This window comes from Nitrogeniibacter mangrovi, from assembly GCF_010983895.1.
Taxonomy (GTDB): Bacteria; Pseudomonadota; Gammaproteobacteria; order Burkholderiales; family Rhodocyclaceae; genus Nitrogeniibacter; species Nitrogeniibacter mangrovi.
On record NZ_CP048836.1, the window covers coordinates 2,749,604 to 2,766,480 of the forward strand.

The window sequence follows — 16,877 nt, forward strand, 5'->3', positions numbered from 1 at the left end:
GGAACCACACCACATGCAACCGAACGACATTCCCACCCCGCACCTGGCCACCCTCAACACCACCGAGCCGCCCCTGAGCCGCGAGGAGTTCGAGGCGCGCCTGCGCGAAAAAGGCACCAGCTATCACATCCATCATCCCATCCACAAGATGATGGCCGACGGTCAGCTCACCCAGGCGCAGATCCAGCGCTGGGTCGCCAACCGCTATCTGTATCAGGTGGCCATCCCGGTCAAGGACGCCAACATCCTGGCCAACTGCCCGGACCGCGAGCTGCGCCGCGAATGGATCCAGCGCATCCTCGACCACGACGGCTACGCCATCGGCGGCCAGCAGGACGATGGCGGCATCGAGGCCTGGATTCATCTGGGCGAAGCCGTGGGCCTGACCCGCGAGGACATCATGTCCGAACGCCTGGTCTCCCCGGCCGCCCGCTTCGCCGTCGACGCCTATGTGAACTTCGCCCGCAGTCGCCCCTGGCAGGACGCCGTGGCCTCCAGCCTCACCGAGCTGTTCGCCCCGCACATCCACCAGCAGCGGCTCGACACCTGGCCCGACAAGTACCCCTGGATCCAGTCCGAAGGCCTGCAGTACTTCCGCAACCGCCTCACCCAGGCGCGTCGCGACGTCGCCCACGGGCTGCGCTTCACCCTCGACTACTTCGGCCAGAACCGCGCCCTGCAGCAACGCGCCATCGACATCCTGCAGTTCAAGATCGACGTGCTGTGGTCGCTGGCCGACGCCATCATGCTGCAGACCTGCGACATCGAGATCAAGGGCCCCAAGGTATGAGCGACGCGGCACCGGCGATCCACACCCCGAAGGTCTCAAGCCACTTCCGGCTGCAGTTCGAGCAGGCCCAGGACGCCTGGGTGCTGCTCTATCCGGAAGGGATGATCAAGCTCAACCCCAGCGCCGGCGAGATCATGAAGCGCTGCGACGGCACCCGCGACGTGCCCGCGCTGGTGGCCGAGCTGGAAGCGGCCTTCGACACCCAGGGCCTGGAAGGCGACATCCGCGCCTTCCTCGACATGGCACAGAAGCAGCACTGGATTGTCGAAGCATGAACAACGCCTTCCGCCGATCCACGCGTGCGCGGCGGAAGGCGGCGCTGCGCGCCTTTTCCGCCCTACGGAGGACGACACCATGAGCATCAACGACCGTCCCGGCCCGCCCCTGTGGCTGCTGGCGGAAATCACCTACCGCTGCCCGCTGCACTGCGCCTTCTGCTACAACCCCACCGACTTCGCGGCCACCCGGCCCGAAGACGAGCTGGACACCGAAGGCTGGCTACGCGTGCTGCACGAGGCCCGCGCCCTGGGCAGCGTGCAGTGCGGCTTCTCCGGCGGCGAGCCGCTGGTGCGCGACGACCTCGAAATCCTCGTCGCCGAAGCCCACAAGCTGGGCTACTACACCAACCTGCTCACCTCCGGCGTGGGCCTCACCGACGCGCGCGCCGAGGCGCTCAAGGCGGCCGGGCTGGATCACATCCAGCTCTCCTTCCAGGACACCACGAAGGAGCTCAACGACTTCCTCTCCCACACCCGCACCTTCGATCTCAAGCAGCAAGTGGCCGAGCGCATCAAGCGCAATGGCTGGCCGATGGTGCTCAACTGCGTGGTGCACCGGCTCAACATCGACCACGTCGACAAGATCATCGAAATGGCCGTCGCGCTGGGCGCTGAATACCTCGAACTGGCCAACAACCAGTACTACTCCTGGGCGCTGCTCAACCGTGACCAGCTGCTGCCCTCGCGCGAGCAGCTGCAGCGCGCCGAGCGCATCACCAACGAGTACCGCGAAAAGCTCGGCGACAAGATCCGCATGTTCTTCGTCGTGCCCGACTACTACGAAACCCGCCCCAAGAAATGCATGAACGGCTGGGGCAACGTGTTCCTCACCATCACCCCCGACGGCACCGCCCTGCCCTGCCACACCGCCAAGATGCTGCCGGGTCTCACCTTCCCCAACGTACGCGACATGGGCGTGAAGGAGATCTGGTACGACTCCGACGGCTTCAACCGCTACCGCGGCGATGGCTGGATGCACGACACCTGCAAAACCTGCCCGGACAAGGAAAAAGACTTGGGCGGCTGCCGCTGCCAGGCCTACATGCTCGCCGGCGACGCCACCGCGCCCGACCCGGTGTGCGACAAATCCCCCGCCCACCAGGTGGTGCTCGACGCGGTCGCCAAGGCCAACGAGCCGGGCAACCCCGCCATGGAGCGGCCGCTGCTGTTCCGCGACCCCAAGGCCTCGAAGAAGCTCATCGAAGAGATGAACGAAAACTGAGGAACGAACACTGAAAGACGGGGGCCGAGGCCCCCGTCGCTTCGTGGACCGGCACGCCAGCGGCACCCGCCCGCCGCCCTCCGATCGCCAAATTGATGTCAGTCAAAGCGCCGGCGCACCGCGCTGACCATAATCGCGCCGGCCGCGAGGCATGCGCATGGGCGACGGACGACGATGGATGGCGATGGCAGGATCGATGCAACTGGTTGAGTGGAACGATTACCTCCGCACCGGGATCGACATCATCGACCACCAGCACAAGGGACTGGTCGATCTGGCGAATGAGATCGCCCGGCGCTTCGAGGCCGGAACCCCGCTGTCGGCGCTCGAACTGCGCGCGCTGGTCACCTACCTGACCGAGTACGCCGAGATCCACTTCAGCACCGAGGAGGCCCTCATGAGCCTCAGCGGGCTCGACGAAGCGCACACCAGCGCGCACCACCAGGGCCATGCCCGGTTTCTCGAGCGCGTCGGCGAGATGATGGACCGGGTCGACCGCGATGCCGCCGCCGACCCGGCCCCATTGATCGAATTTCTCGGCGAGTGGCTGATGCGCCACATCCTCGGCGACGACCGGACCATGGCGCGTCAGGTGCAGGCGCGGGCGGCCAGCAAGCGTGGCGCGCGGATGGGTGACGAACGCCCGCCGGCACCCGCCGACCCGGCGGTCATGGCGGTGAGCCAGGCCATGCTCCAGCTGCGCGCCTCACTGCCTCGCAACATGGCCTCGTTGCCCGATCCGGCCCGGCTCCCGGACACCGCCAGCCCCCTGATGGAACTCATCGACACCCGCCGCGCCGAGCTGGGCGCCAGCGAAGCGGCCTTCTGGGGGCGCTTCGGCCAGGTCGGCTCGCCAGCCCTGGTGATGACGCTCGACCAGGACCTGCTGCCCGCCCTGCTCACCGACGCCAACCCGGCCGCCTGCGCCCTGCTCGGCTATTCGCGCGAGGAGATGCTGAATCTGCGCTGGCGGGATCTGGTGACCCGCGACGAGGCGATGCGTTTCCCGCTGCTGATCACCGAACTGCTGGTCACCGGCCGCGTCGACTGCGAAATCACGCACGTGACCCGCGATGGCCGCTGTTTCATCGCCAGGACGAGCCTCACCCACCTCGTGCTGCGCGGCCGCCTCGCGACCATGACGGTGCTCGAGCGCGCACCCGACGTGAAGCACCAGGGCGGTCTCGAGCAGCGCGCCAGCGACCAGCGCTCGCGCCTGCGCCAGGCCCGCAGCCACTACCTGGCCGGACGCTTCCCCGACGTCGAACGCCCCCGTACCGCGGTGCTCGGGCTACCCCGGGTGCACGAGCGCCGCATCGACATCGATCTGGCCACGGCCTTTCTGCGCCAGCACCCCCTGTTCCGGGACCTGGGCGAGGACCATCTGACCCGGCTGGCCGCCGGCAGCCGCCTCAAGCGGCTGCACAAGGGCGGCATCCTGTTCCAGAAAGGCGACGCCCCGCGCGGCCTGTTCCTGGTCATGAACGGGCAGATGAAGCTGGCGGTGTCCTCGGCCCGGGGCAACGAAAAGGTGGTGGAGATCGTGTCGCAGAACGACAGCCTCGGCGACGCCGAGGTGATCATGAAACGCCCTTACCCGGTGTTTGCCCAGGCCCTCGGCGACGTCACCCTGCTGCAGCTGGAGTCGATGGACGTGCACGCCGTGCTCGACGCCGATCCGGCCTTCGCCCGCCGCTGGATGGAGCACCTGAGCCGGCGCACCCACGCGATGGTGCGCGACGTGGAATCCTATACCCTCCATTCGGCCACCGAGCGCGTGGTCGCCTACCTGCTCCAGCACGCCTACGTGAACGCACGCGGCCATGTGGAGGTCACGCTCCATGCCCAGAAACAGGTGATCGCCTCCCTGCTCCACCTGACGCCGCCCACCCTCTCGCGCATCTTCCAGAGTCTCAGCGACGACGGGGTCATTCGCGTGCGCGGCCGGCGCGTCCTCGTCCCCGACGCCGAGCGCCTCGCCTCCCTCAGGCCCGACGCCTCCGCCTGATTCCGGGGTCGATCCTTACCGGCGTAAGGATGACCGCCGCCATGAAAGAAGGGGGTGCGGACCGCCGAGGCTGGATGAAAATCCGCTTTCGCTTCATCATGTGCCCGGGCGCCAAGCGCCAGCGGGCGGGCCACTGCGGTGATCCGCGCCGATCCTTCCACCCCATGCGGAGACCCGGGCGAATGCAAATCCTGCCGATCAACCGCGCCTTCACCCTGATCGAACCGGGGCCGGTCGTGCTCGTGACGACACACGATGGCGACCGCCCCAACATCATGACCATCACGTGGACGATGGTGACGGGCTTTTCCCCGCTGTTCGCCATCACCACCGGGCCGTGGAACCACTCCTACGCCGCGCTGGTGGACTCGGGTGAATGCGTGCTGGCGATCCCCACCGTGGATCTGCTCGACGAGGTGGTGGGCGTGGGCACCTGCTCCGGCGCGGACACCGACAAGTTCGCCCGCTTCGGCTTCACGCCGGTGGCCGGCTCGCATGTCCGTGCGCCGCTGATCGGCGAATGCCTGGCCAACATCGAGTGCCGCGTGGTCGACGTCATCGAGCGCCACAACATCGTCGTGCTCGAGGGCGTGGCGGCATATGTCGACCCCTTGCGCAAGGAACGCCGTACCCTCCACGGCGTGGGCGACGGCACCTTCGTGGCGGACGGCGACACCCTGGACCGGCGCGAGATGATGCGCGCCAAGCTGCCACCGGGCGTCTGAGCCGGCCGCGCCGGCCACCCGACACAGCCCGTTTTCGCCCCCGAAACGATGAGCACCGCACCGTGAACGGCAGCGCCGCCGAAGTCTTCCGCGTCTTCCTCAAGCTCGGGCTCACCTCCTTCGGTGGCCCGATCGCGCACCTCGGTTACTACCGCAAGGCGCTGGTCGAGCGCCGCCACTGGCTGAGCGAGGCGCAGTACGGCCAATTGCTGGCCATCTGCCAGTTCCTGCCGGGGCCGGCCAGCTGCCAGACGGCCTATGCCTTCGGCCTGCTGCGCGCCGGCTGGGCGGGCGGGATCGCGGCCTTCGTCGCCTTCACCCTGCCCTCGGCCCTGCTGCTGGCGGGCTTCGCCTCGGTGCTGCCCATGCTCTCGGGCGCCATCGGCACGGCGGCCATTCACGGGCTCAAGCTGGTGGCCTGCGCGGTGGTGGCCGATGCGGTGCTGAACATGGCGCGGAAGCTGTGCCCCGATGCCCGCCGGCGCACGATCGCGGTGCTCGCCGCCGGCGCGACCCTGCTGGCCGGCTCGGCCGGCTTCCAGATCGCGGTGGTGCTGGCCGGTGCGGTGGCCGGCCTGCTGTTCTGTCGTGGCGCGCCCGCCACCGGCGACGCGCCGCTGGCCGTCGCCCATGGCAAACCGGCCGGCCTCGCCCTGTTCGCGGTGTTCCTGGGCCTGCTGATGGCACTGGGTTGGGCGGCCTCGCCGGAGCCGACGCTCGCCAGCGTCGCCAACGCCTTCTACCGTTCCGGCGCCCTGGTGTTCGGCGGCGGCCATGTGGTGCTGCCGCTGCTGCAGGAATCGGTGGTCCAGACCGGTTGGGTGTCGGACGCGGATTTTCTCGCCGGCTACGGCGCCGCACAGGCCATCCCCGGCCCGGTGTTCGCCTTCTCCGCCTACCTGGGCACGATCATTCCCTCCGGCCACGGCAGCGGCCTGACCGCCCTCGTCGCCCTGGTGTGCATGTTCCTGCCCGGGCTGCTGCTGGTGTCGGCCGCGCTGCCGCTGTGGCAGGCGATCTCCCACAACCCGAAGGCGGCCCGCGCCATCGCCGGGGTCAATGCGGCCGTGGTCGGGCTGCTGGGCGCCGCGCTCTACGATCCGATCCTCACCAGCGGCGTGCGCTCGGGCGTCGACCTTGCCGTCGCCCTGGTCGGCTTCGGCCTGCTGGCGGTGTGGCGGCGCTCACCGCTGTGGGTCGTGCTCTGGTGCGTGCTGGCCAGCGTATTTCCGGCCCTGATCTAGGCGGCCGTCACACACCTACGCCGGACACCAGCATCCACGCGCCCCAAGCCATCAAGCCCACCCCGCTCAACCGGGAAAACCAGCGGGCATCCGGCACGGTCTTCTCGAGGATGACGAACACCGTCAGCGCAACGATCCACCACAGGTTCATGACCCCCAGCACGAACAGCAGCAGCATGAGCAATGCGCAGCAGCCGGCGCAATAGCTGCCTTGACGCAAGCCGAGCCGGAAACCGCTGTCGCTGCGCTGGGTCATCAGAAAGCTCAGGGGCGAACGACAGCGTTGCAGGCAGGCGTTTTTCAGCGGGCTGAACTGATAGATCCCGGCCAGCACGAGAAGGACGCCACTGAGCCCCGTGCTCGCGCTTTCCATCATCGGCGAGACCAGGCGCATTTCCAGCAAGCCCCACTGCAACAGCGTCGCCCCAAGCGAGAACCCGGCCCATACACTCAGGTAGCCGAGCGCGAACCCGGCGCTCCGACACCAGGGACACGCCCGCGCGGCGTCCGCCCGGTCGATGCGACGCAGCAGCCGGAACACCGGCACCACGGTCGGTAGCATCATGCCGGCCATCATGAGGGCCCACATGAGAAACACGAGCACCAGATCGAGCGCCGTCCAGCCCGTCATCCGGGGCATGAGCACCCAGCGGCCGGACACGTCCATGTGCGCCATGCCCCAGGCCATGACGACGAGGTAGACCCAGGCGCCCACCACCAGCGCGCCGGCCATCGCCCACAGCGGTAGCCAGCTCGTGCGCGTGGCCGGCTCAGGCCTGATAGGCGAAGGGAGAATAGAAGCCATTGCGGTCGCTGATGTCCAGATCGAAACCGTGATCATGGATGCTCAGTGCCGACGACTTGGCCAACACCGCCGGGAATCCGGGCACCGGCGTAAAGGGCACGTTCTCGACGGTGACGGGCTTGCCGCCCTGCCCCTCGATGGCGGCGATGTCCATGGCGATGACGGTGCTCACCCGCAGCCGACGTTTCGTCCCCTCGGCACTGAACTCGATCGGTGCGGCCTTGACGCCCAGCACCTCGCCCACGAGTGGTGCCAGGGCACCGAGCGGACCACCGACCTGACCCGAAAAGATCGCCCCCAGCGCCTGCTGCTGTTCGGCGCTGGCCCGCTCGTCCAGATACAGGGCGACCTTCCAGGGGGTCTCGAGCATGTGACCCGGCGTCGCCCCGAGAAGCACGACGTTGCGGTCGTCGAGCACGACCCCGTCGTAGCTGCCCGAATCGACGTGCCAGGCAACCACGGCGGTACAGCCGCCCTCGGTGGGCGCGCCGAGCACGACACAGGGACACATGGATGCGCAGTTGCAGGCTTCGAAATAGGTTCCGCTGACCTGCCAGGATGGTGAAGACATGGTTGGATCCTCCATGAACATGAAGGCAAGACCGGCGCCGGACTGAACGGCACCCGGGTCGCGGAGACGGGCGTCTCCGTGTTTCACATTAGCCGACGCGCGCCTCGGGTCAATGGCGAATTTGCGCGGTCGGACCGTCCCCCGGCCGCCACCCCACCACCGCGCATCACGCCATCAATGCATCATCCGCCGGCAGATCTTCCCGTGCGGCATGTCGCGCACCAGCATGTGGAAGTCCTCGTGCGTCATCTGCAGCAGGGTTTCGTGGTCGCCCGCTTCCATGTAGATCGTGTCGCAGGCTTCCAGGGTGTCGTCGACGATCATGTCGATGCCCCAGGCCATGCCCACCGGCGGCATGGCGCCCAGATCGCAGTCGGAGAACATCTGCGCGATGCGCGCCTCGTCGGCCAGATGCAGGTCGTGGCGATCGAGCATGCGCGCCAGGGTGCCGATGTGCACGTCGCGATCGGCCGGCACGACGGCCATGAGGTAGCCGGTGTCATCTTCGAGCAGCACGGGCTTGGCCATGTGGTAAGGCAGCACGTGCGCCTTGCGCGCCGACTGCGCGGTGGTGTGACTGGGTTCGTGGGTGCGCAGGTGATAGTGCAGACCGCGCTCGTCCAGGTATTGGCTCAGGCGTTTCGGGATGGTCATGGCAGCCTCCTTGATCGGGGATCGCAATGGCGGAGCCGGCGATGCATCGATCGCAAGCCCTTGATCCCAGTGTGGTCCACGTCCGTCGTGCTCGCCAGCTCGGTTCCGCCGAATGGCATCCCGCGCACCCGCGACGTAGCCACCGGTATCGTGCAGATCATCGAACGCCGATGCATGGCACCATGTGCGACCAGGGTCGGGCATCGGAGCGCCCGGCAAAGCCACAGGAGCCACCCACCATGCACACCGCCCGTACCCGACGCGCCGCCCTGGTCGCCGCCTGCGTCGCCTCGCTGGGTCTGTCGTCCGCCGGCCACGCCGCCTGCGACACCGAGACCTTCATTCAGGGGGCGGACGTGGACCAGCTCGAGGAGTTCTTCAAAGACCAGAACAAGCAGGTGGTCACCTTCATCGGCTATTCCGGCGCCGGTTACGAAGACCCCTCGCACATGCTCGGCATCGCCTCCGACCTGCTCGATCAGTTCAACCCCGCCACCACCATCATCAACATCGGCGCCACGCCCGAGGGCATCGGCGCCGTCTATGCGCTCGCCAAGCAGAAGGGATTCGTCACCACCGGCATCGTCTCGACCCAGGCCAAGGCTTACGGGGTGGAACTGTCGACCTGCCTCGATTACGCGTTCTTCGTCCAGGACGACACCTGGGGCGGATTCCTGGCGGACGGGCACACGCTGTCGCCGACCTCGGCCGCCATGGTCGGCGTCAGCCAGGTGCTGATCGGCATCGGCGGCGGCGAAGTCGGCCGCGACGAGTTGCTCGCCGCGCGGCACCTGGGCAAGTCGGTGCGTTTCTTCCCGGCGGACATGAATCACCAGACCGCCCTGCAGAAGGCACGCAAGAACGGCCGCCCGGCGCCCACCGATTTCGGGGGCGCCGCCGCGGCCGCGTTCAGGCAACCATAAACGTCTTCGGCGCGGGACTCAGCTGGCGATCTCGCGGATCTTCTGCCCCATCCGTTCGACGAAGCGCCCCACCGCCTGCGCGCCCCGCTCGATACCGTGGCCGGCCGCCCGAGCGCCATGTTCGGCGCCCAGCACCGCTGCGCGGGCGCCGGTGTGGATGCCCTCGCGGGTCGCCTCCACCGCGCCGACCACGGCCGATTCGACGCGGTCCGTCACCGTGGGCGCAGCCGCGTCGGCCGCCGACGGACGATCGGCCGCCAGCGCGCCCCCAGCCGCCACCATCAACGCCATGGCCACCAGCCATACTCGACCTTGCTTCATGTCGTTCTCCACAGAAACACTTGGGTGAGAAAAGCATAGTCCCGCGCCTCACGCCGTGCACCGGCGCGTGCAACAGAATGTGTATCGGCCCGACCGCACCGGATTGATTACACTGGCGCTTTCACGCCACACGCCCCGCCATGTCCGCCGTTCACGTCTCCGCCCTGTTCCAGCATCCGGTCAAATCCTGCGCGCCGCTCGGCATCGAACGCGGCTACATCGACGACTACGGCCTGGCCGGCGACCGCCGCTATCTGGTCACCGACCCGGAGGGCAAGTTCCTCACCGGGCGCAGGCACCCGCGCCTGGCGAGCCTGCTGGCCACACCCGTGGACGGCGGCATCGTGCTCGCCGCCGCCGGGCGCAAGGACCTGGTGTTGCGCACGGCGCAATTCCCCGAGCAGTACGTGGATGTGGAGGTGTGGCGCCAGAGCGTGTTCGCCCAGCGCTGCGGCGAGGCGGCCGACGCCTGGCTGTCGGACCTGCTGGGCACGCCCGCGCGACTGGTGTATTACGGCGCACTCACCACGCGCCCGATCAAGGACGAACCGAACCGCGAGGTGAGCTTTGCCGACGGCTACCCGCTGCTGCTGGCCAGCGAATCGTCGCTGGCCTGGCTGCAGGAACGCTGCCCCAGCCCGCTGGTGATGGCGCAGTTCCGCCCCAACATCGTCATCCGCGGGGCCGACGCCTGGGCGGAAGACGGCTGGCAACGCATCCGCATCGGCACCCTGGAGTTCGAGTTGCACTCGCCCTGCGAGCGCTGCGTGTTCACCACCCTGGCGCCGCGCAGCGAGCATTTCCACCCCACCCAGGAGCCGCTGCGCACGCTCATCAAGCACCACGACGACGGCCACAAGGCGCCGCTGTTCGGGCACAACCTGATCGCGCACGGCACCGGCATCGTCGAGGTGGGCATGGCGGTCACGCCGCTTTGAGCGGCAGGTAGATGTCCGTGACCAGATCGCACTCGTCCACTTCATGGACGAAGTTCAGGTAGTGGAAAAAGCACGGAAAGTCGCGTAACGCCTCGCCACTGGCCGGTAGCCACTCGCGATACAGCCAGTAGATGCGCTCGTCCATGGCGTCGTGGCTGCCCAGGTGGCGAAGGCGCGCGCAGCGCCCGCCAGGGATGCGCCCGGCGCGCACGCCCCAGGCGTTCTCGGGCACCTCGCCGTCCATCGACCCGCAGATGTGAAAGCGGAACTGCGCCGGCGCCACCGTGTTCGGGTCGTTGAAGGGCACGCCGAAGGTGCGGCTGCTGCGCACCGGCGACAGGCCCGTCGCCTTGCGCCAGGCGATGAACTGCGCGGCGGTGTCGAGCACCTGCTCGGGCGGCCCGAGGTGCTCGATCAGCGCCACGGGGGTGTCTTCGAAATCGACAATCTCGACCTGCATGGGGATGGTTCTCCTTGGGGGTAGCTTGAACTGGAAGACTTCATGCCATCGCGACCACTCCGGCGCCGAGCGAAACGCCGACGGCGACTGGCCGAACACCCGCTTGAAGGCGCGCGAAAACGCCTCCTGACTCTCGAAGCCGGCCTCGAAGCCGATGTCGATGAGCCGCTGCCCCGGCTCGAAAGCCACCCGGTACGAGGCCCGGCGCAAGCGCGCGAGCTGGATGAACCGGGTCGTGCTCAAACCCGTGTAGGCCGAAAACACGCGATGGAAGTGAAACCGCGACAAGGCGGCCACGCGGCTGAGCACCTCGAGGCCGAGTTCGCCGTCCAGGTTCTGGCTCACGTATTCGCAGACCCGGTGGATCCGCGCTTCCTGAGGGGTGAGTGAATCGTCGTTCATCGTGTCCGAAGGGGGTGTCGATGGCGGCGCCATGGTCGCACCGGGCCACCCGCCCGTCCTGATCGAGATTGCGCTCTTGCCACCCGCGGTGGCCGCGCCAAGGCCAAAAGCATAGACTGATCCGATCCGCCACACCGCGACACCGGAGCCCCCCATGCCCGAATCCCGTGACGCCTTCTACATCGACGGCCGCTGGCAGCGCCCCCACGGCAGCGGGCGGATCGACGTGTTCTCCCCCGCCGACGGCAGCCGCTTCATGAGCGTGCCCGAGGGCCTGGCCGAAGACGTGGACGCCGCCGTCGGCGCCGCGCGGCGCGCTTTCGACGACTGGTCGCGCACCGCGCCGACCGAGCGCGCGGCGCTGATCCAGCGCATCCGCACCGGCCTCAAGGCCCGGCGCGAGGAGCTGGCCACCCTCATCACCCGGCAGATGGGCGCCCCCATCGGCTTTTCGCGCAGCGTGCAGACCGGCGCGCCCATCGCGGTGTTCGGCGCCTTCGCCCGTCTGGCCGGGCAGTTCGCCTTCGAAACCCGCCTGGGCCATTCGAAGATCGTGCGCGAGCCGGTGGGCGTGGTCGCCGCCATCACCCCGTGGAACTACCCCCTCAACCAGATCGCCACCAAGGTGGCCGCCGCCCTGGCCGCCGGCTGCACGGTAGTGCTCAAGCCCTCCGAGGTGGCGCCCGCCGACGCCTTCGTGCTCGCCGAGATCATGCACGAGGCCGGCGTGCCCCCCGGCGTGTTCAATCTCGTCACCGGTGTCGGCCCCGTGGCCGGCGAGGCCCTGGCCCGCCATTCGCAGGTGGACATGGTCTCCTTCACCGGCTCCGTGCGCGCCGGGCGGCGGGTCTCGGAGCTGGCCGCCGCCACCATCAAGCGCGTCGCCCTCGAACTGGGCGGCAAATCCGCCGGCATCGTGCTCGACGGCGCCGACTTCGCCACCGCCATCCCCCAGGTGGTGCGCGCCTGCATGGCCAACAGCGGCCAGACCTGCTCCGCCCTCACCCGCCTGCTGGTGCCCGAATCGCGCTACGCCGAAGCCGCCGAACGGGCCGTGGACGCGGCGCGCGCCCTGCGCCTGGGCGACCCCATGGACGAGGCCACCCGGCTCGGCCCCCTCGCCTACAAGGCCCACCAGGCCCGCGTGCTCGACTACATCCGCACCGGCATCGCCGAAGGCGCCGAGTGCCTGCTCGGCGGCGCGCAGCCACCCGACGACACCCATCCGGAGGGCTACTTCGTCGCCCCCACCGTGTTCGGCCGCGTCGCCCCCGCCGCCACCATCGCGCAGGAGGAGATCTTCGGCCCGGTGCTCACCGTGCTCACCTTCCGCGACACCGACGAGGCCGTCGCCATCGCCAACGACTCGCCCTACGGCCTCGCCGGCGGCGTGTGGGCCGAAGACGACGCCAGCGCCGAAGCCGTGGCCCGGCGCCTGCGCACCGGCCAGGTCGGCATCAACAACGGCCCCTTCAACATCGACGCCCCCTTCGGCGGCTACAAGCACTCCGGCAACGGCCGCGAACTGGGCCAACCCGGCCTCGAGGAATTCCTCGAATACAAAGCCATGCAGTTCCCCCTGCGCTGAGCCACTTCACTCGCTGCCCATGAATCGCCTGTCCATCGCACCGGCCCGAGCCGCCGACACGCCCGGCCTGTACGCCCTCTTCAACGCCGCCCGCGCCCACAGCGGCCACTTTCCGCCGCACACGCACAGCATCGACGAATTCCGCGCCGTCACCGAAGGCGAACGGATCCTCGTCGCCCGCCGCGGCCACACCCTGGCCGGCTTCGCCGCCATCTGGGTGCCCGACGCCTTCCTCCACCACCTGTTCATCGCCCCCGAGTTACAGCGCCAGGGCATCGGCCGCCAACTCCTGGACGCCACCCTCGCCCGCTTCGGCGCACCCATGACGCTCAAATGCATCACCACCAACACCCCCGCCCGCCGCTTCTACGAAGCCACTGGCTGGCAAGCACGCGAAACCGCCATGGGGCCGGACGGCCCCTATGTGCTGTACGCGCGTGAAATCGACCCGGAATCGACCCTGGACCGATGAATCGCACCGCGCCGCCGCAGCCCCGGGCGACGGCCGTGGACACACCCGGATGGCATGGGTATGCTCGCCGGGAGCGTCCGTGCGGGCACCATGGCGGCGGCGACGTTATTGGGACCCTGGCGGCCTCCACGGGGCTGGCTTACCAGCGCAGTTGCGCCTCCAAACCGGCCACTGAACGTCGGAGTTAGCCGAGTGATGCAAGACTCTGGAACAGCTTCAATTTGCTGCTTCCAGGGAGTGCTTCACCCCTTACCTCAACCCAGACAATCGATTCTGGGCCGTTTTGTGAGGTCGAGTTTTCGGCGTCACGCTCGAAATTGCTTTTACATCACCCTTTTCGGTTTCCGGAGCTAGAGCATGGCACGAAGAAAGAAGGGAATACCGGGCGTGTCGTTTTCTTGGAAGCGGGCGACTGGCCTCTCTGCTGCCAAAGGAAAGCTATCGCGGCAAATTGGCATTCCACTTACCAAGTCAGGCCGCCAACGAAAGATCGGCAAGGCAGTGGGGTGTTGTGTCCCGTTTACCTTCCTGCTGGTTGGTTTTTTCCTCGCCGCAGCAGGCGTTGGTCATGTACTAAAAGAAGTGCTCGCATGACAATCCAGCGCAGTCTCAACGTTGAAGCGCAACACAGGTCAGGGTGATTCACCCTCGATAGTCTGGAAACTTCTTTCCCTCAAATGACGTCATTCAATCTCCGCGACCAAAGAATACGTCGCTAACGGCTCCCATCCCCCGGCGAGCCGCCTCGCAAACACACCGCCCCACCCCCACGCCCGGAGACCCCGCCATGTCCTCCACCGCCCACAAACTCGCCAACGTCTTCGCTGTCCTCAAGCCCGATCTGTCAGTCAGCACGGTGCCTGTCACGCCGTCCATCTACACCGATCTGGACACCCATTTCGATCACTTCAAGGGCCATGTGCTGATCTCGGAATACGCGTTCACTGCCGACTGGCCGACCTGGGAGCGTCATCCCGCCGGGGACGAGGTGGTCGTGTTGCTGGCGGGGCGGGTGGAGATGGTGCTGCGCACGGCGGAGGGGGAGGCGTGTATCGGGCTGGATCAGCCGGGCTCTTACGTGGTGGTGCCGGCCGGGACCTGGCATACGGCGAGGACGTCGGTGCCCACGCGGATGCTGTTCGTCACGCCGGGCGAAGGCACGGAGAACCGCACCGCGCCGTGAGCGGCCACGCCGGCCACTGCGGTCTTTAACCCCTCCCCCGCCATGCCCGATCGCCCCCTCACCTACTTCGCCTATGGTTCCAACATGTCGGTGGCGCGTCTGCGCGCGCGCATTCCGGGGGCGCAGCGGCTGGGGTTGGCGACGCTGGCGGGGCATGTGTTGCGCTTTCACAAGTGCGGCGCCGACGGTTCGGCGAAGCTGGACGCGGTGGCCACGGGCGATGCGGCGGACCGGGTGCTGGGGGTGCTGTTCGGCCTGACGGCGGCGGACAAGGCAGTGCTCGACGCCATCGAGGGGCCGGGCTACGCGGTGGTGCCGGTGGCGGTGGGCAGCGCGACGGGTGGCGTGGTCGAGGCGTTCATGTATCGCGCGCTGCGGGTGGATGCCACGCTGCGCCCCTTTGGCTGGTATGTGCACCATGTGCTGACGGGGGCGCGCGAGGCCGGCCTGCCGGCGGACTATGTGGCGCGCATCGCGGCCGTCGAGGCGATGGACGATCCGGATGGCGAGCGCGATGCGCGCGAACGCGGGGTGCATCGCGGCGGGTTCGAGGCGCCGGAGTAGACTTGCTTCGGGCGGATCACGGGCCCCGGGTGCGGACGCGCCGCGCAAAATCGAAACCGGATTCATCGGCGTGTGCCCGGCGCCCCCCGGACGGATAAGGTAGCGGACGCAAGCGATTCCCCCCGACGCATCATCCACACGGAGACAGACCATGACGACACCGGATCGGACGGACACCCCCGCTGGCAGCGAACAGATCGACGCCATCATCGCCGAGCTGGGCGACTGGCGCGGCGCGACCCTGCGCCGGATGCGCGCGCTCATCCGCGAGGCGGACCCCGAGGTGGTCGAGGCGCGCAAGTGGGTCAAGCCGAGCAATCCGTCCGGCGTGCCGGTGTGGTCGCATGGCGGGATGATCTGCACCGGCGAATCGTACAAGGCGAAGGTGAAGCTGACCTTCGCCAAGGGGGCGGCGCTGCCCGATCCGGCCGGGCTCTTCAATGCCAGCCTCGACGGCAAGGTGCGGCGCGCCATTGACATCGCCGAGGGTGACGAGCCGGACGCGGACGCGTTCAAGGCGCTGGTGCGCGCCGCGGTGGCGCTCAACACCTCGGGCGGCAGGCCGTAGGGCGCCGCGGCCCGATTGCGGTAGATTGACGGTTTCCACCTCAAGCCGCGCCGTCGTGACACACGTACCCAGCCTGCGCATCGGCCTCATCTCCGACACCCACGGTCTGCTCCGCGCCGAGGTGCTCGACTATCTGGCCGGCTGCGACCACATCATCCACGCGGGCGACATCGGCGACCCGGCGATTCTCGAGACGCTGGCGGCCATGGCGCCGTTGACGGCGGTGCGGGGCAACAACGATTCCGGGGACTGGGCGGCGGCGCTGCCGGCGCGGGTGTCGATCACCCTCGGCACGTTGCGGGTGCATGTGCTCCACGATATCGCCGAGCTCGATCCGGCCGCCGCGGGCGATGCGCGGGTCGTCGTGTGCGGGCATTCGCACCGGCCCGCCGTGAGGGAGGCGGACGGGAGGCTCTGCGTGAATCCCGGCAGCGCCGGGCGGCGGCGCTTCCGCCTGCCGATCGCGGCAGGGGAACTTCGCGTGAGCGGTGCAAGCGTGCGGGCGAACCTGCGCGAATTTCCGGCGCGCTGAGGCACGCGTCCGACCCTGGGAGATCTGTATGCATGACGTCGAACTGAGTTGCCGCTGTGGCCAGGTGAAGGGACGGGCCACGTCCATCGACCCGCGCGAGGGCACGCGCGTGGTGTGCTACTGCAAGGACTGCCAGGCCTTCGCCCGCGTGCTCGAGGCGGAGGCCTCGGTGCTGGACGCCTGCGGCGGCACCGACATCTACCAGCTGCCCCCCGCGCGGCTGAGGCTGGACCAGGGGCAGGACCGGGTCCGCTGCCTGCGGCTGAGCGCGAAGGGGCTGTATCGCTGGTACGCCGGGTGCTGCAACACCCCCATCGGCAATACCGTGTCGCGCGGCATCCCGGTAGTGGGGCTGATCCACGCCTTCATCGCCGATCCGGCGGCGGAGACCACGCTGGGGCCGGTCAGGGCGTATGTGAACACCCAATCGGCCACGGGTGCCCTGCCCGAGGCGATCGCACGCCAGTCGTCGCTGTTTCCCTATGTGGTGAAGATCGTGCGCAAGATGCTGGTGTGGAAGTTGACGGGGCAAGGCCGCCCGTCACCGTTCTTCGACCCCGACGGCAAGCCGCTCAGCACGCCTCAGATCGTGGCGCCGGGCGAGCGCTGAGCGGCGCGCGGCGCCGAGC

21 protein-coding genes are annotated in these 16,877 nt (G+C 68.4%); 16 read left to right on the plus strand and 5 right to left on the minus strand.

Features of this window, described 5'->3' with window-relative positions; translation table 11 throughout:
• Positions 1-13 precede the first annotated feature (13 nt).
• From pqqC to chrA, 6 genes are all read left to right on the plus strand, one after another.
• On the plus strand, positions 14-790 hold the full coding sequence (gene pqqC / locus G3580_RS12705; protein ID WP_173766050.1) for a pyrroloquinoline-quinone synthase PqqC: 777 nt from the start codon (positions 14-16) through the stop codon (positions 788-790).
• Positions 787-1,065 carry a pyrroloquinoline quinone biosynthesis peptide chaperone PqqD gene (gene pqqD, locus G3580_RS12710; protein WP_173766052.1) on the plus strand — a complete coding sequence of 93 codons (279 nt, stop codon included), beginning with the start codon at positions 787-789 and terminating at the stop codon, positions 1,063-1,065. Before pqqC ends, pqqD begins: the two co-directional genes overlap by 4 nt.
• A gap of 79 nt (positions 1,066-1,144) precedes the next feature.
• The gene (pqqE, locus tag G3580_RS12715) at positions 1,145-2,290 is read left to right on the plus strand and encodes a pyrroloquinoline quinone biosynthesis protein PqqE (RefSeq protein ID WP_173766054.1); all 1,146 of its coding nucleotides are present in this window, start codon (positions 1,145-1,147) and stop codon (positions 2,288-2,290) included.
• A gap of 196 nt (positions 2,291-2,486) precedes the next feature.
• On the plus strand, positions 2,487-4,298 hold the full coding sequence (locus G3580_RS12720) for a bacteriohemerythrin (protein ID WP_173766056.1): 1,812 nt from the start codon (positions 2,487-2,489) through the stop codon (positions 4,296-4,298).
• Positions 4,299-4,480: 182 nt separating this feature from the next.
• Complete coding sequence (locus tag G3580_RS12725) at positions 4,481-5,023, plus strand: flavin reductase family protein (RefSeq protein ID WP_173766058.1); 543 nt, start codon at positions 4,481-4,483, stop codon at positions 5,021-5,023.
• A gap of 62 nt (positions 5,024-5,085) precedes the next feature.
• The gene (gene chrA / locus G3580_RS12730) at positions 5,086-6,267 is read left to right on the plus strand and encodes a chromate efflux transporter (protein ID WP_173766060.1); all 1,182 of its coding nucleotides are present in this window, start codon (positions 5,086-5,088) and stop codon (positions 6,265-6,267) included.
• 7 nt (positions 6,268-6,274) lie between these two features.
• Here the strand turns inward: chrA and G3580_RS12735 are convergent, their stop codons facing one another.
• The 3 genes from G3580_RS12735 to G3580_RS12745 all read right to left on the minus strand — a co-directional run bounded on the left by G3580_RS12735 (position 6,275) and on the right by G3580_RS12745 (position 8,297).
• Positions 6,275-7,108, minus strand: a complete 834-nt coding sequence (locus G3580_RS12735; protein ID WP_217424486.1) for a DUF2182 domain-containing protein — start codon at positions 7,106-7,108, stop codon at positions 6,275-6,277.
• A complete protein-coding gene (locus tag G3580_RS12740) occupies positions 7,038-7,643 on the minus strand; it encodes a DUF1326 domain-containing protein (RefSeq protein ID WP_173766062.1) in 606 nt (201 codons plus the stop codon). The genes G3580_RS12735 and G3580_RS12740 overlap by 71 nt, the downstream gene beginning before the upstream one ends.
• 174 nt (positions 7,644-7,817) lie before the next feature.
• Complete coding sequence (locus tag G3580_RS12745; RefSeq protein ID WP_173766064.1) at positions 7,818-8,297, minus strand: aminoacyl-tRNA deacylase; 480 nt, start codon at positions 8,295-8,297, stop codon at positions 7,818-7,820.
• A 239-nt stretch (positions 8,298-8,536) separates the two neighbouring features.
• Here G3580_RS12745 and G3580_RS12750 point away from each other — a divergent pair, with 239 nt between their 5' ends.
• Positions 8,537-9,220, plus strand: coding sequence for a hypothetical protein (locus tag G3580_RS12750; RefSeq protein ID WP_173766066.1), 684 nt, complete (start codon positions 8,537-8,539; stop codon positions 9,218-9,220).
• 18 nt (positions 9,221-9,238) lie between these two features.
• Here G3580_RS12750 and G3580_RS12755 read toward each other — a convergent pair whose 3' ends face one another.
• A complete protein-coding gene (locus G3580_RS12755) occupies positions 9,239-9,541 on the minus strand; it encodes a hypothetical protein (protein ID WP_173766068.1) in 303 nt (100 codons plus the stop codon).
• Between the two features lie 140 nt (positions 9,542-9,681).
• Here G3580_RS12755 and G3580_RS12760 point away from each other — a divergent pair, with 140 nt between their 5' ends.
• Positions 9,682-10,479: an MOSC domain-containing protein gene (locus G3580_RS12760; protein WP_173766070.1), complete on the plus strand. Its 798-nt coding sequence runs from the start codon at positions 9,682-9,684 to the stop codon at positions 10,477-10,479.
• Here G3580_RS12760 and G3580_RS12765 read toward each other — a convergent pair.
• A complete protein-coding gene (locus G3580_RS12765) occupies positions 10,466-11,341 on the minus strand; it encodes an AraC family transcriptional regulator (RefSeq protein WP_173766072.1) in 876 nt (291 codons plus the stop codon). The two genes, G3580_RS12760 and G3580_RS12765, sit on opposite strands and share 14 nt — an antisense overlap.
• 154 nt (positions 11,342-11,495) lie before the next feature.
• Here G3580_RS12765 and G3580_RS12770 point away from each other — a divergent pair, with 154 nt between their 5' ends.
• From G3580_RS12770 to G3580_RS12805, 8 genes are all read left to right on the plus strand, one after another.
• Positions 11,496-12,929, plus strand: a complete 1,434-nt coding sequence (locus G3580_RS12770) for an aldehyde dehydrogenase family protein (protein ID WP_173766074.1) — start codon at positions 11,496-11,498, stop codon at positions 12,927-12,929.
• Positions 12,930-12,948: 19 nt separating this feature from the next.
• Positions 12,949-13,401, plus strand: coding sequence for a GNAT family N-acetyltransferase (locus G3580_RS12775; RefSeq protein ID WP_173766076.1), 453 nt, complete (start codon positions 12,949-12,951; stop codon positions 13,399-13,401).
• A 357-nt stretch (positions 13,402-13,758) separates the two neighbouring features.
• Positions 13,759-13,995 (plus strand): hypothetical protein, encoded by a 237-nt coding sequence (locus G3580_RS12780; RefSeq protein ID WP_173763307.1) that lies wholly within the window; start codon positions 13,759-13,761, stop codon positions 13,993-13,995.
• A 193-nt stretch (positions 13,996-14,188) separates the two neighbouring features.
• The gene (locus G3580_RS12785) at positions 14,189-14,584 is read left to right on the plus strand and encodes a cupin domain-containing protein (RefSeq protein ID WP_173766078.1); all 396 of its coding nucleotides are present in this window, start codon (positions 14,189-14,191) and stop codon (positions 14,582-14,584) included.
• A gap of 42 nt (positions 14,585-14,626) precedes the next feature.
• A complete protein-coding gene (locus tag G3580_RS12790) occupies positions 14,627-15,148 on the plus strand; it encodes a gamma-glutamylcyclotransferase family protein (protein WP_173766080.1) in 522 nt (173 codons plus the stop codon).
• A 151-nt stretch (positions 15,149-15,299) separates the two neighbouring features.
• On the plus strand, positions 15,300-15,716 hold the full coding sequence (locus G3580_RS12795) for a DUF1801 domain-containing protein (protein ID WP_217424487.1): 417 nt from the start codon (positions 15,300-15,302) through the stop codon (positions 15,714-15,716).
• Positions 15,717-15,741: 25 nt separating this feature from the next.
• Entirely contained in the window at positions 15,742-16,248 is a 507-nt protein-coding gene (locus G3580_RS12800; protein ID WP_228720657.1) for a metallophosphoesterase family protein, read from the plus strand.
• Positions 16,249-16,276: 28 nt separating this feature from the next.
• On the plus strand, positions 16,277-16,858 hold the full coding sequence (locus tag G3580_RS12805) for a DUF6151 family protein (RefSeq protein ID WP_173766084.1): 582 nt from the start codon (positions 16,277-16,279) through the stop codon (positions 16,856-16,858).
• Positions 16,859-16,877: the final 19 nt, after the last annotated feature.